The organism is Flavobacterium sp. CAN_S2 (assembly GCF_015752255.1).
Classification (GTDB): Bacteria; Bacteroidota; Bacteroidia; order Flavobacteriales; family Flavobacteriaceae; genus Flavobacterium.
Window position 1 is genome coordinate 241,353 of the sequence record NZ_JADOVA010000005.1, and the last position, 14,550, is coordinate 255,902.

General features: G+C 33.7%; 11 protein-coding genes. 6 read left to right on the forward strand and 5 right to left on the reverse strand.

The features are described 5' to 3' along the window. Positions 1 to 32: 32 nt before the first annotated feature. From IWX80_RS14930 to IWX80_RS14945, 4 genes are read right to left on the reverse strand one after another with little or no spacing between them, the layout of a single operon-like run. Positions 33 to 767, reverse strand: a complete 735-nt coding sequence (locus IWX80_RS14930) for a head GIN domain-containing protein (RefSeq protein WP_196854126.1) — start codon at positions 765 to 767, stop codon at positions 33 to 35. Between the two features lie 16 nt (positions 768 to 783). Further along, on the reverse strand, positions 784 to 1,845 hold the full coding sequence (locus IWX80_RS14935) for a hypothetical protein (protein WP_196854127.1): 1,062 nt from the start codon (positions 1,843 to 1,845) through the stop codon (positions 784 to 786). Beyond that, entirely contained in the window at positions 1,829 to 2,365 is a 537-nt protein-coding gene (locus IWX80_RS14940; protein ID WP_196854128.1) for an anti-sigma factor, read from the reverse strand. Before IWX80_RS14940 ends, IWX80_RS14935 begins: the two co-directional genes overlap by 17 nt. Beyond that, positions 2,362 to 2,916, reverse strand: a complete 555-nt coding sequence (locus tag IWX80_RS14945; RefSeq protein WP_196854129.1) for an RNA polymerase sigma factor — start codon at positions 2,914 to 2,916, stop codon at positions 2,362 to 2,364. Before IWX80_RS14945 ends, IWX80_RS14940 begins: the two co-directional genes overlap by 4 nt. A gap of 307 nt (positions 2,917 to 3,223) precedes the next feature. Here IWX80_RS14945 and lon point away from each other — a divergent pair, with 307 nt between their 5' ends. The 6 genes from lon (at position 3,224) to IWX80_RS14975 (ending at position 11,963) form a co-directional block, all read left to right on the forward strand. Then, a complete protein-coding gene (gene lon / locus IWX80_RS14950) occupies positions 3,224 to 5,674 on the forward strand; it encodes an endopeptidase La (RefSeq protein ID WP_196854130.1) in 2,451 nt (816 codons plus the stop codon). A 169-nt stretch (positions 5,675 to 5,843) separates the two neighbouring features. Continuing rightward, complete coding sequence (gene porQ / locus IWX80_RS14955; RefSeq protein ID WP_196854131.1) at positions 5,844 to 6,863, forward strand: type IX secretion system protein PorQ; 1,020 nt, start codon at positions 5,844 to 5,846, stop codon at positions 6,861 to 6,863. Between the two features lie 37 nt (positions 6,864 to 6,900). Next, positions 6,901 to 7,596: a (d)CMP kinase gene (cmk, locus tag IWX80_RS14960; RefSeq protein ID WP_196854132.1), complete on the forward strand. Its 696-nt coding sequence runs from the start codon at positions 6,901 to 6,903 to the stop codon at positions 7,594 to 7,596. Positions 7,597 to 7,670: 74 nt separating this feature from the next. Continuing rightward, complete coding sequence (locus tag IWX80_RS14965) at positions 7,671 to 9,047, forward strand: nucleoside permease (RefSeq protein ID WP_196854133.1); 1,377 nt, start codon at positions 7,671 to 7,673, stop codon at positions 9,045 to 9,047. 359 nt (positions 9,048 to 9,406) lie between these two features. Then, positions 9,407 to 11,185 (forward strand): 30S ribosomal protein S1, encoded by a 1,779-nt coding sequence (rpsA, locus tag IWX80_RS14970; protein WP_113633917.1) that lies wholly within the window; start codon positions 9,407 to 9,409, stop codon positions 11,183 to 11,185. Positions 11,186 to 11,408: 223 nt separating this feature from the next. After that, on the forward strand, positions 11,409 to 11,963 hold the full coding sequence (locus IWX80_RS14975) for a fasciclin domain-containing protein (protein ID WP_196854134.1): 555 nt from the start codon (positions 11,409 to 11,411) through the stop codon (positions 11,961 to 11,963). 128 nt (positions 11,964 to 12,091) lie between these two features. Here IWX80_RS14975 and pheT read toward each other — a convergent pair whose 3' ends face one another. Further along, entirely contained in the window at positions 12,092 to 14,512 is a 2,421-nt protein-coding gene (gene pheT / locus IWX80_RS14980) for a phenylalanine--tRNA ligase subunit beta (RefSeq protein ID WP_196854135.1), read from the reverse strand. Positions 14,513 to 14,550: the final 38 nt, after the last annotated feature.

The window sequence follows — 14,550 nt, forward strand, 5'->3', positions numbered from 1 at the left end:
AAACACCTTATTGTAAAATGCTAAATTCGAAGTTAAGACTTTGAAATATTCCCTGATCCAGTCACTTTGGTATCTTTTTTCTTTGGATCGCCTTTGTATTCAATATCTCCCGAACCTGAAACTCTGGCATGAAGGCTTTCACTGCAAAAAACTGTATTGTCTCCTGATCCAGAAACGGTTGCTGTTACGTTTTTAGCTTTTAAATTTGCGGCATCTATATCACCTGATCCGTTTAAATTACTGTTTAAATTTACCGTTGTTCCGGTTAGTTTTAAGTCTCCGGAACCGCTTAAATTAGCATCAAGATCATCTGCTTCTATTTCTAAATCCATGTCGCCGGAGCCAATTAATTTAGCTGAAAATGATTTTGATTGGATGCGATTTTTAGTCAAAATATCTCCAGAACCGGTCAAAGAAACTTGATTAATACTTTCGAAAGGAACAGTTATAATAATTTGTTTTCCTTTGCTGCTACTAATGTATTTGTTCTTTTCTGAATAAATTTTCAAAACTTGATTCGCAACTTCAATTTTGATGTATGGCAGTAAATTTTCTTCTCCTTTTACAGTTATGTTTCCTTCATTTCCCGAAACTAATTCCACATCAAAAAAGCCTATTACAGCAATTTCATTATAAGAAGATGTTGTTCTTTTTTCAGACACAACAGTTCCGTTACCAGTTATTTTAGCTTTATTGGACCATTGTGCTTGAGCCAACGACGTGATTAATACTGCGCAACTGACAAATAATTGAATTGATTTTTTCATAAGTTTTGTTTTTAGGTTATTGGTTTTTAGTTAATGTTACATTTCCGTAATCTGAAATTATATTCAAATTGTTAAGCCCTTTTTTCTTGTGAAAACCGCTGTATTTTTTAGAATTTGATGCTTCTTCTTTAGAATCAATTTCTAAATCAGAATCATATTTAAAAGTAGCGTATTTTAAAAGAACATTAAAATCAAAAGCAAAATTAGTCTGGTATCCAATATTGATTCCAGTATATCCGGCAACTACAGTAACCGAATTTGCCTTTGCATTAATCGATTGAACGGCTAAAGAACTGTATTTCGTGTTCAGTTTCAAATGATCAAACACTTCTCCGATTTTTATCGTCAAATAATTTCCTGATGCGTCTAAGGTTTTTACATTTTGAATTCTGATTTTCCCATATTTACTATTGTATTTAATGCCATCACTTTGCTCAATTTCGATGTCTGTGTAATCCGAAATTAAATCTAACTTAGTTGTTTCGCCAATTTTTAGATTCGAATATTTGGCTGTTACCATTGCGTTTTTTAGAAATACAATACTTGAGTTGGAGCAATATTCCATTTGAATAGTGCTGTTTCCAGACAATCTCCCCAAGGTTATTTTTCCATATTTACATTTGATATCCGCTTCTGCAAATAAATCAGAGGTGCTAATATTACCATATTTATTATTGAGTTTTACACTTCCATTTTTTGGAATTTTGAGCGTATAGTTTATCTCAAAACTATTGTTTTTACCTTGACCTTTATAACTGGAATTTCCCAGAATTGTTTTGGCAGAAATCATTCCTTTCAAAGCGACTATATCAACAGCTATGGTTTCTATGCGCTGGTTGACCCAATTCTCATTATCACCGCTCACTTTGATACTTATGTCAAGTTCAATTTTATTTTCGTTCCAAGTGGTTACTGAAATAGTACCGTACGAATTGTCAATCGAAAGCGTTGCGTCAGGATTTACATAATACGCTTTTTTAATATTCTTTTCTTTGGAATGCAGGAAGTCATTGTCAATTGCATGTCCAAAAAATGGAATTAAAATAAATAAAATCAGTAGTTTACATTGTTTTTTCATCAGCTATGTTTATTTTTTGTTCCTTATTTTCAATATGTTGCAGTACGCTTTGCAAAAAAGAAATCCGCGTCTGAAGATTGCTGATCATTGCATAAATAATCTGTTTACTTTCTCCATTGGTTTCAAGTTCCTTAATTATTTTGTCGTAATCATTGTCCAATGTTCGCATTTGTTTGAGTGCATCAGCAATGATTTTTTCGTTTTCAGGCGATTTTTTTACTTTTATTTTTTCTAATTCCTTTTCAATTAAAATAGTAAAAATCGAATCCGTTTGTTTCGTTTCTTTTGATGCAAATTGCAATTCCTCAGTTTTTTTAGGAGTAGTATTGAAGATTGAAAGTCCTAACATAACTACGATAGAAGCAGCGATTCCAATAGAAACAAAATGCTTCCAATTTGTTTTTTTAGTCTTTAATTTACTGACAAATCGTTCTTCATGATCACTTTCAGGAGACTCAATATCCCATTGATTTTCAAATTTCTCAAATAATTGGTCAAGTTTTTTATTTTCCTTTTTCATATTTCCTCTAGTTTTTTTCGCAAACAATCTTTGGCTCTGCTCAGTGTAGTTCTGCAATTGGCATAACTGATATTCAAAATTTCGCTAATTTCTTCCTGATCGTATCCTTCAATGAAAAATAGTGTTAAAACCATTCTGTAATTGTATTTCAATGAAGTGATGGTGTCTAAAATTTGTTTTACTTTTAAATCTCTGAAAGAAGTGTTTTCTAAAATGCCAATTTCAGTTTCCTCTATTTTATAAAGTGTAGCATCAAAATCTTCCGGTTTGAATTGATTGTTCTTTTTGTAAAAATCAATACTGCAATTCACCACAATTCTTTTTAACCAAGCGCCAAAAGCAACTTCTTGCTTGTAATCATCTATTCGAGTGAATGCTTTTAAGAAACTTTCCTGCATTACATCCTCCGCAAAATGGCTGTCTTTTACGATTCGATGCGAGACATTATACATGGCTTTTGCATAGCGATTGTAAATTTCGCATTGTGCTTTTTGATTTTTTTGCTTGCAGAGCAAAATCAATTCTTCGATATTATGTTGATTTACATTCAAACAGCGGCTTGTAATTTAATATAAGGACATGTTATTTTTTTCTTTGTTACACTTTTATAAAAATAAAACTAAAATTTTCATTTGATTGCTCATTCAGTGATTAATTTGTATCTGTTTTAGTGACCTGAATTTTTACTTTCGGATGAAAAATAGGATAAAGATACCTTCTTTTGGCACAAAGATTGACTCTCTTACCGTTATGCAAATTTTGAGGATTAAACATCGCTTTTATATTAAAAGACTATTTTGAAACCTTATATTTGCTTAAAGAATGAATTTTTTAATGACAAAAAGACTTAAATAATATATGTCAAATCATAAAATACTTACTATTGACAATCTGTCACTTCAGGAATTTGATTCGGAAGCAGATTTAATTCCACTTTTGACTCCCGAGGATGAGGAGGAAATGAATAATGAGGCTTTACCGGAACTATTGGCTATTTTACCTTTGCGAAATATGGTTTTATTTCCTGGAGTTGTAATACCAATTACTGCAGGGCGTGATAAATCAATAAAATTGATTAATGACGCCAATGCAGCTGGAAAAACAATTGGAGTCGTTGCTCAAATCAACGAAGAAGATGAAGATCCAACCAAAGATGATATTCATAAAATAGGTACAGTTGCCCGAATTTTGCGCGTGTTAAAGATGCCGGATGGAAATATCACCGTAATTCTTCAGGGTAAAAAACGTTTCGAAATTGACGAAATTGTTGAGGAATCACCTTACTTGACAGCTAAAATTAAAGAAGTTCCTGAGAAAAGACCTAAGAAAAATGATACTGAATTTGTAGCAATTTTAGATTCTATCAAAGAACTAGCGATTCAGATTATCAAAGAAAGTCCCAATATTCCAAGTGAAGCTACTTTTGCTATCAAAAACATTGAAAGTCAATCATTTTTAGTTAATTTTGTGACTTCTAATATGAATCTTACTGTTAAAGAAAAACAAGATTTACTGGCTATTAATGAGTTGAAAGGAAGAGCTTTAGAAACGCTGCGTTATATGAATATTGAGTTGCAAAAACTCGAATTGAAAAATGATATTCAGTCCAAAGTTCGTTTCGACTTAGACCAACAACAACGTGAATATTTCTTGCACCAACAAATGAAAACCATTCAGGAAGAATTGGGTGGTGTTTCTCAGGAAGAGGAAATGGACGAAATGTTGCAAAAGTCTTTGACTAAAAAATGGGATGAGAAAACCAAAAAACATTTCGAAAAAGAATTGTCTAAAATGCGTCGCATGAATCCGCAAGCGCCAGATTTTGGAATTCAAAGAAATTACTTAGAGTTGTTCTTGGAATTGCCTTGGAACGAATATTCAAAAGATAATTTTGATTTAAAAAGAGCTCAAAAAATATTGGACAGAGATCATTTTGGTCTTGAAGATGTGAAGAAAAGAATGATAGAGCATTTGGCAGTTTTAAAATTGCGAAATGATATGAAGTCGCCAATCATATGTTTGACAGGACCTCCGGGAGTTGGTAAAACTTCAATTGGACGCTCTATTGCAGAAGCTTTGGGTAGAAAATACGTTAGAATTTCCCTTGGTGGATTGCGTGATGAAGCGGAAATTCGCGGACACAGAAAAACCTATATTGGCGCCATGCCAGGACGAATTATTCAAAGTTTGAAAAAAGCGGGAACCTCAAATCCAGTTTTTGTTTTGGATGAAATTGATAAACTATCAAACAGTAATCAAGGGGATCCATCCTCGGCATTACTGGAGGTTTTAGATCCGGAACAAAACAATTCTTTTTATGATAATTTCCTTGAAATGGGATATGATTTGTCGAAAGTTATGTTTATTGCGACTTCTAATAACATGGCTGCGATCCAACCTGCGTTGAAAGACAGAATGGAAATCATCAAAATGTCAGGTTACACAATTGAAGAAAAGGTAGAAATTGCGCGTCAGCATTTGTTTCCAAGACAATTGAGAGAACACGGTTTGACAACTAAAGATTTGACTATTGGAAAGAAACAATTAGAAAAAATCGTTGAAGGATATACGCGTGAATCTGGAGTTCGTGGTTTAGAAGCTAAAATTGCTCAAGTAATCCGTAATGCAGCCAAATCAGTTGCAATGGAGGAAGAGTATAACAAAAAAGTAACGGACGAAGATATCATAAAAACACTTGGTGTTCCAAGATTAGAAAGAGATAAATACGAGAATAATGATGTTGCCGGAGTGGTAACTGGTTTGGCTTGGACCTCTGTTGGTGGTGATATTTTGTTTATAGAATCCTTGCTTTCCCCAGGAAAAGGAACTATGACTATCACCGGAAACTTAGGTACTGTCATGAAAGAATCTGCGACAATTGCTTTAGAATATATCAAGGCCAATGCAAAACTTTTAGGATTGGATTCAGAAATACTTTCTAAATATAATATTCACTTGCACGTTCCGGAAGGAGCCACGCCAAAAGACGGTCCAAGTGCCGGAATTGCAATGTTGACTTCTTTGGTTTCTTTGTTTACACAAAAACGAGTGAAGAAAAACTTAGCCATGACAGGAGAAATCACGTTGCGTGGAAAAGTTTTACCGGTAGGCGGAATCAAAGAAAAAATCTTGGCAGCAAAAAGAGCAAATATCAAAGAAATTATTCTGTGTCATGAAAATAAGAGTGATATTGATGAAATAAAACCTGAATATCTTGAAGGACTTTCTTTTCATTATGTAAAAGAAATGAGCGAAGTATTAAAATACGCTTTGACTGATCAGAAAGTAAAAAACGCCAAAGATTTGTAGTAAATAACAAATTATAAATATCAAAAATCCAAATTTCAAAACTTGATTTTCAAGAGATGGAATTTGGATTTTTTATTTGCAATTACGAGTTTCAAAGTTGCCATTTATTGTATTTATAATTTTATCTTCGCAGTTGCGTTTTTATTTTACACCAACTGCAATTTAAAGCATGTTAAAAAAACTTCTACTATACTGTTTCCTTATTATTTGTACTGTTTCTTACAGTCAAATAGGAGGGAAGTATACCTATCAGTTTTTGAATTTGGTGACTTCGCCAAGACAAGCAGCTTTGGGAGGAAAAGTAATCACGATTTACGATGATGATGTAAATCAAGCCCATTTTAATCCAGCAACAATAAATGCTGAAATGGACAACCACTTGGCCTTAAATTATGGGAGTTATTATAAAGAAGTTACTTATGGAACGGCTTCCTACGCCTATACTTACGACCGGCATTTGCAAACTTTTCAGGCCGGAGTAAATTATGTCAACTATGGTAATTTTGAAGGTTTTGACGAAAATGGTCAGCCCACATCAGAGTTTACAGGAAGCGAAATTGCCCTTTCTTTTGGGTATGCTTATAATATCCCGTATACCGACATTCATATTGGAGCCAGTGCAAAACTGATCTCCTCCAGTTTAGAAACCTATCATTCTTTTGGTGGAGCGCTAGACATTGGTGCTTTGTTTATTGATGAAAGAAACGATGTTAATTGGGCGTTGGCTATTCGAAATATTGGAACTCAGTTTTCAACTTATAATGGTACAAATGAGAAACTGCCGCTTGAAATCATTGCCGGAGTTTCACAGGAATTGGAAAACGTTCCTATTCGGTGGCATCTTACATTGGAAAATTTACAACAATGGAATATTGCCTTTTCAAATCCAGCCAGAGCAGAATCTTCTTTTGATGGCGAATCCACTGAAGAAAAAGTATCGTTTGTGAATAATGCTTTGCGTCACATAATTGTGGGTGTAGAACTTTTTCCTAAAAAAGCCTTTAATCTAAGAGTGGGATATAATTTTAGAAGAGCAGAGGAATTACGCCTTGAAGAACAAAGGAATTTTTCCGGAGTTTCATTGGGTTTCGGACTCAAATTAAATAAACTGAAATTCAATTATTCGTATTCCAGATACACATTAGCCGGAAATACCAGTTTATTTGGACTGACAGTTAATTTCCAGTAATAATTTTGACATAACAAAGAACTTTAAATTTTACATTTTGAATAAAAAAATTACTATCGCCATTGACGGTTTCTCCTCTACAGGAAAAAGTACTTTAGCAAAACAACTCGCCAATCAGTTGGGATATATTTATGTAGATACGGGAGCGATGTATCGTGCCGTAACTTTATTTGCGATGCAAAACGGTTACATAAATGAGGAATCTTTTGATAAACAAACCTTGATTAATAGTTTGCCAAATATAAAATTGCAATTCAAATTCAACGCGGATTTGGGTTTTGGCGAAATGTATTTAAATGATGTGAATGTTGAAACAGAAATCAGAACGATTGAAGTTTCCAGTTTTGTGAGTAAAGTAGCTGAAGTTTCAGAAGTTCGTGCCAAATTAGTGGAACAGCAAAAAGAAATGGGAAAAGACAAAGGAATTGTAATGGATGGCAGAGATATTGGTACCGTTGTTTTTCCAGATGCGGAGTTAAAAATATTCATGACCGCCAGCGCAACCACAAGAGCGCAAAGACGTTACGATGAATTGGTTGCAAAAGGCGATAAGGTCACATTTGAAGAAGTTCTCAAAAATGTGGAAGAGCGCGATTACATAGATACACACCGCGAAGATTCTCCTTTAGTCATGGCTGAAGATGCGGTAGAAATTGATAATTCACATTTGAATCGTGAGGAACAATTCGAGCTCGTTTTAGAATTGGTAAATGAAATTACTAAAACGATATAATTATTTGCAGATTTCATTTTTAATAGTAGATTTACGCCTTGTAAATTTTTTAAAATAAAAAAACAATTCATCTCATGGGAATTAAAAATAGATTGGTAATAATGAGTTTTCTTCAGTTTTTTGTTTGGGGAGCTTGGCTGATTACCATTGCAAATTATTGGTTTGGCACCAAGAATTGGGAAGGAACTCAGTTTGGATTAGTTTTTGGAACGATGGGAATTGCTTCCTTATTTATGCCAACATTGACCGGAATTATCGCCGACAGATGGGTAAATGCCGAAAAACTATACGGAATTCTTCATATTTTATATGCTGGGGTTCTATTCTACATTCCACAAGTTTCTACTCCTGAAACCTTTATTTACATTATGCTTTTGGCAATGTGTTTTTATATGCCAACGATTGCTTTGAGTAATTCTATTTCCTACACGGCACTTAAACTAAACAATAAAGATGTGATCAAGAATTTCCCGCCTATTAGGGTTTGGGGAACAATCGGTTTTATTGTTGCAATGTGGATTACCAATTTAACTGGAAATAAAGCAACTGAATATCAGTTTTATATTGCCGGTTTAGCGGCAATTGTTCTGGGAATTTATTCTTTTACTTTACCAAAATGTAAACCGCAACGCTTATCGAAAGAGAATGCATCTGTAATGGAAACATTAGGATTAGAGTCTTTCAAGTTGTTTGCCGATTATAAAATGGCTTTGTTTTTTGTTTTTTCTATGTTTTTAGGAGGTGCGCTGCAATTGACAAATGCTTACGGAGATGTTTTCTTGGATGAATTCAAACATTTTCCAAAATATGCGGATTCTTTCGTAGTGGAATATTCAACGATTATCATGTCCATTTCTCAAATATCGGAGACTTTATTTATTCTTGCAATTCCTTTCTTTTTAAGACGTTTTGGAATCAAACAGGTTATGTTGATTAGTATGTTGGCGTGGGTATTGCGTTTTGGATTATTTGCGTATGGAAATCCAACAAGCGGATTATGGATGATTATTATGTCTTGCGTAGTTTACGGAATGGCATTTGATTTTTTCAATATCTCAGGTTCCTTATTTGTAGAAACGAATACAGATCCAAAAAATCGTTCTTCTGCACAAGGTTTGTTTATGATGATGACCAATGGTTTTGGAGCAGTTTTGGGAAGTTTTACTTCTGGATGGGCTATCGATAAATATTTTACAAAATCATTTAACAATACTACTGAGTTAGCTGGTTTTCTGGAAACAGAAACTACAAATTCAAAAATGTTAGAGTTTGTAACTGGTCAAGGGAATTCAATAGGAGCTGATGGATTGTTCAGCAAAGTGATATTAATGAAAGACTGGCATACGATTTGGCTGGCTTTTGCAATATACGCATTGATAATTGCGGTAGCATTTGCTGTACTTTTCAAGCACAAGCACAATCCTTTGGATGTTGAAAATATAAGCCATTAAAAAGTGACAGACAAATAAATAGAACCCGATAACTAAAAAATAGTTATCGGGTTTTTTTGTGTTGAAAAACCAGTTGAAGTTAATTAGCCCCGATTGAAGCGGCATCCCACGCTTTTGTGCGTGGATACAGCGGAAAGCGGGAGCAGAGTTTATAATAACCCCAAAATGTTGTGCTCCTAATAATCAATCGATTATCGCAATACAAATATTTTGCTATTTAATATAAAAGTGTTACTTTTGCAGTCCTTTTGGTGAATAAGAGTTTCCTTTGGGGTTCAATTAATTATACAAACAACTTCTGCTGTTTTCTGGCACATTAAGAAACTCGAGAAAATACAGAATACAAATTTTTAATCAGCATGTCTGAACAAGTAAAATCACAAGAAGAGTTTTTAGCAAATTTTAACTGGCACAATTTCGAAGAAGGTATTGATGCTGTTGATGAGAAAAACTTATTAGAATTCGAAGAACTAGTTTCAAAAACATTCATCGCTACGGATCAAGAAGAAGTGGTTGATGGTACAGTTGTTAGAATTACAGATAGAGACGTTATCGTTGATATCAACGCAAAATCGGAAGGTGTTATTTCATTGAACGAATTCCGTTACAACCCAAACTTAAAAGTAGGTGATACTGTTGAAGTATTAATTGACATCCGTGAGGACAAAACTGGTCAATTAGTTTTATCTCACAGAAAAGCACGTACTATCAAATCATGGGATAGAGTTATTTCGGCTAACGAAACAGGAGAAATCGTTAATGGTTTTGTAAAATGCAGAACTAAAGGTGGTATGATCGTTGACGTTTTCGGAATTGAAGCTTTCTTACCAGGATCTCAAATTGATGTTAAACCAATTAGAGACTACGATGTATATGTAAACAAAATGATGGAATTCAAAGTGGTAAAAATTAACCACGAATTCAAAAATGTTGTTGTTTCTCATAAAGCGCTTATTGAAGCGGATATCGAAATCCAGAAAAAAGAAATCATCGGTCAATTACAAAAAGGACAAGTATTAGAAGGTGTTGTTAAAAACATTACTTCTTATGGTGTCTTTATTGACTTAGGTGGAGTTGATGGTTTGATTCACATTACTGACCTTTCTTGGTCAAGAATCAACCACCCATCTGAAGTTCTTGAATTAGATCAAAAATTAAACGTTGTAATCCTTGATTTCGATGACGAAAAAACAAGAATACAATTAGGATTGAAACAATTAAACGCTCACCCTTGGGATGCTCTTGATGCGAAATTAGCTATTGGAGACAAAGTAAAAGGTAAAGTAGTTGTAATCGCTGATTACGGTGCTTTCATCGAAGTTGCTGAAGGTGTTGAAGGTTTGATCCACGTTTCTGAAATGTCTTGGTCTACTCATTTACGTTCTGCTCAAGATTTCGTAAAAGTAGGTGATGTTGTTGAAGCAGTTATCTTAACTTTAGACAGAGATGACCGTAAAATGTCATTAGGTATCAAACAATTGTCTCAAGATCCTTGGACTGATATCACTTCTAAATATCCTGTAGGTTCTAAACATTCAGGTATCGTTAGAAACTTTACAAACTTTGGTATTTTCGTAGAATTAGAAGAAGGAATTGATGGATTAATTTACATCTCTGACTTATCTTGGACTAAGAAAATCAAGCACCCATCTGAATTTGTAAATGTTGGTGAAAAATTAGACGTAGTAGTATTAGAATTAGATGTTGATGGACGTAAATTATCTTTAGGTCACAAACAAACTACTGCTAATCCTTGGGATCAGTATGAAGATTCTTTCGCAGTTGGAACTATCCACACAGGTGAAATTTCTGAAATCGTTGACAAAGGAGCTACTGTAGAATTTGGAGATGATATCGTTGCTTTCATTCCTACTCGTCACCTTGAAAAAGAAGACGGAAAGAAATTGAAAAAAGGTGATTCAGCTGATTTCAAAGTAATCGAATTCAATAAAGAATTCAAAAGAGTAGTTGCATCTCACACTGCTATCTTCCGTGAAGAAGAAGAGAAAAATGTGAAAACTGCTACTGAAAACACTTCATCTAACTCATCTACAAATGCACCAGCTGCAACTTTAGGTGACAACAATGATATGTTAGCTGCATTAAAAGCTAAAATGGAAAAATCAGAGAAAAAATAATTTCTTGAAATTTTTTGAATATAGAAAGCCTCGCAATTTGCGAGGCTTTTTTTTTTGTTTAGAAGTTTTAGCAGTAGAATATTTTATTTCATTTTTATAACACTAAAAAAAATAGATTTCAAATAGTTTAAAATCAGTATTTTAAAAAATATTTTAATTTTTTTAAAACCAAAAGTTCTTATTGTGCGTAAATGCTTTTATATAACTTAAAAAAACAGATTTTATGAAAACTAGAAAATTTTTATCGATTGCATTATTTACAGTAGTATTAGGAGCAACTTCTTTCGCCCAAAAAACAGTAATGGTTGGTGGAGCTGCTATGTATCCGTCTAAAAATATTGTTGAGAACGCAGTAAATTCTAAAGATCATACTACTTTAGTTGCAGCAGTAACTGCAGCTGGATTAGTTGAAACATTACAAAGTAAAGGACCATTCACCGTTTTTGCCCCAACAAATGCCGCGTTCGAAAAATTACCTGCAGGAACTGTAACTACATTGCTAAAACCAGAAAACTTAAAAATGTTACAAACTATACTTACGTATCATGTTGTTGCAGGAAAAATGAATGCTTTGGATATTGCCAAAGCAATTAAAATGGGCAATGGAAAAGCTACAATGAAAACAGTAAGCGGCGGTACTTTGACTGCTTGGATGAAAGGTAAAGATTTATATATCACTGATGAAAATGGTGGAAAATCTAAAGTAACAATTGCTGATGTGAACCAATCTAATGGTGTGATTCATGTTGTTGATACAGTTGTTTTACCTAAACAATAATTTTTGATTAGAGGTTGATATTTTGTTAGTCTTAAGAGCCCTGGTATTTGCAGGGCTCTTTTGTTAAATAAAAAAATCCCGATACTAAGTTTTTTAGTATCGGGATTATATTTTAGATAAAATTGCACTTATCTCAAAGTAGCTCCGAGTTCAGTTACAAAATTATTTTGCAGCTTGCCCATAATTTTGTCAATTTGCGCATCCGTCAGTGTTTTAGAACTGTCTTGAATGGTAAAACTTAAAGCGTACGATTTTTTACCTTCCGGAAGATTTTCTCCTTCATAAACATCAAATAAATTGATATCTTTCAAAAGTGCTTTCTCAGTTTGACGAGCAATGTTGTAAATACTGTCATACGTTATACTTTTATCAATTAACAACGCCAAATCCCTGCGAACTTCAGGATATTTAGGAATTTCAACATATTTGATTTTTGTAGAGATTTTCTTTAGAATCGTATCCCAATCAAAATCAGCATAAAAAACTTCTTGTTTGATTCCAAAATGTTTTAGAATAGATTTTTTTACAACTCCAAATTCTAAAATAGTTTCATTGCCAATAGAAATAGCTAGTCCTTCAGAAAAAACATCTGAAGTTACCGGAGTGTTTTGTGTTTTTTCTAAACCTAATCTTGAAAGTATTCCTAAAATATATCCTTTGAACAGAAAGAAATCAGATGGCTTCTGTGTAGAAGTCCAGTTTTCTTGATTTCTATTACCGGTAAGGAATAAACTCAAATGTTTTTTCTCTTCGTAGCCGGCAAGGTAATTATGATAGGTTTTACCAAATTCAAATAATTTTAAATCGGCATTCTTACGATTGATGTTATACGATACAGCTTCTAATCCTGAAAATAACAAAGATTGACGCATTGTGGATAAATCAGCACTCAAAGGATTTAGCATCGTCACATTGTGTGCAACATTCAATTCATCTGAAAGCGCAGCATAAGAAGCTGTAGTCAATGAATTTGCCATCATTTCATTAAAACCCTGAGAATTCAATTGTGTAGCAATCGTATTTTGAATTTTATAATCTTCGTTTCTGGGTGAATTCGAAACCGTAGCATTTAATTTTTTTGAAAAATTAATGTTGTTGTATCCGTATACTCTCAATATTTCCTCGATTACATCAATCTCTCTTTGTACATCCACACGGTAAGAAGGAATAGTCAATCCCAATCCTGCATCTGAAACACTATTCACTTTAATATCTAAAGAAACTAATATTTTCTTAATGGTATCTTTTGGAATTTCCTGACCAATAATTTTTGCGACTTTACTAAAGTTTAAGAAAACAGAAAAATCTTCAATTTTCTTAGGATACATATTCATAACATCAGATGTTATTTCGCCTCCAGCAACTTCTTGAATTAATAAAGCAGCACGTTTCAATGCATATTCTGTAATAGTTGGGTCAATTCCTCTTTCAAAACGGAAAGAAGCATCCGTATTTAGTTGATGTCTTTTGGCTGTTTTGCGAATACTTATCGGATTGAAATAAGCGCTTTCTAAAAATATAGAATTGGTGCTTTCTGAAACGCCTGATTTTTTCCCGCCAAAAACTCCTGCAATACACAAAGGTCCTTTTTCGTCACAAATCATTAAATCTTCTTCATGTAATGTTCTTTCCACATCATCCAAAGTAGTAAATTTGGTTCCTGCTGGAAGAGTTTGAACTATTATTTTACCGTTAATTTTTGAAGCATCAAAGGCGTGAAGTGGTTGACCTAATTCATGTAAAACATAATTTGTAACATCTACAATATTGTTTTTTGGATTTAATCCAATCGCTTTTAATCTATTTTGCAACCAAGCTGGAGATGGTTTTACTTCAATTCCAGAAATAGTCACACCGCAATATCTAGGAGCAAGTTTTGATTCTTTTACATCGATGTCAATTTTTAGAGTTCTTTTGTCGACTCTAAAATTACTTACGGATGGTGTAATCAATTCTACATTGACACCACTTTGCAGCATTCCGGCTCTTAAATCACGTGCTGTTCCTAAATGACTCATTGCGTCGGCACGATTGGGTGTTAGTCCAATTTCGAAAACCTCGTCATTCTCTATTTTGAAAACCGTTGCAGCGGGAGTTCCCGGTGCTAAAGAATCATCCAATATCATAATTCCGTCATGACTTTCACCAAGACCTAATTCGTCTTCGGCACAAATCATTCCGTGACTTTCCTGTCCGCGAATTTTTCCTTTTTTTATTGAAAAAGCGACTCCTTCTTTGTCATATAATGTTGTTCCAATAGTAGCTACCGGAACTTTTTGTCCTGCAGCAACATTACTGGCACCACATACAATTTGAACAGGAACACCATTTCCTAAATCAACGGTAGTTATTTTTAGTCGGTCAGCATCCGGATGTTGAATACAAGTAAGTACATGTCCCACAACAATGCCTTCTAATCCGCCTTTTACCGATTGGTATTTGTCAACAATCTCTACTTCCAGACCTAAATCAGTAAGTAATGCTGCAGTTTCCTCGGATTTCCAGTCTATTTTAATGAATTGTTTTAACCAGTTGTAAGATATTTTCATCTGTTAATTTTAATGAGACTGCAAATATAAGGATTGCA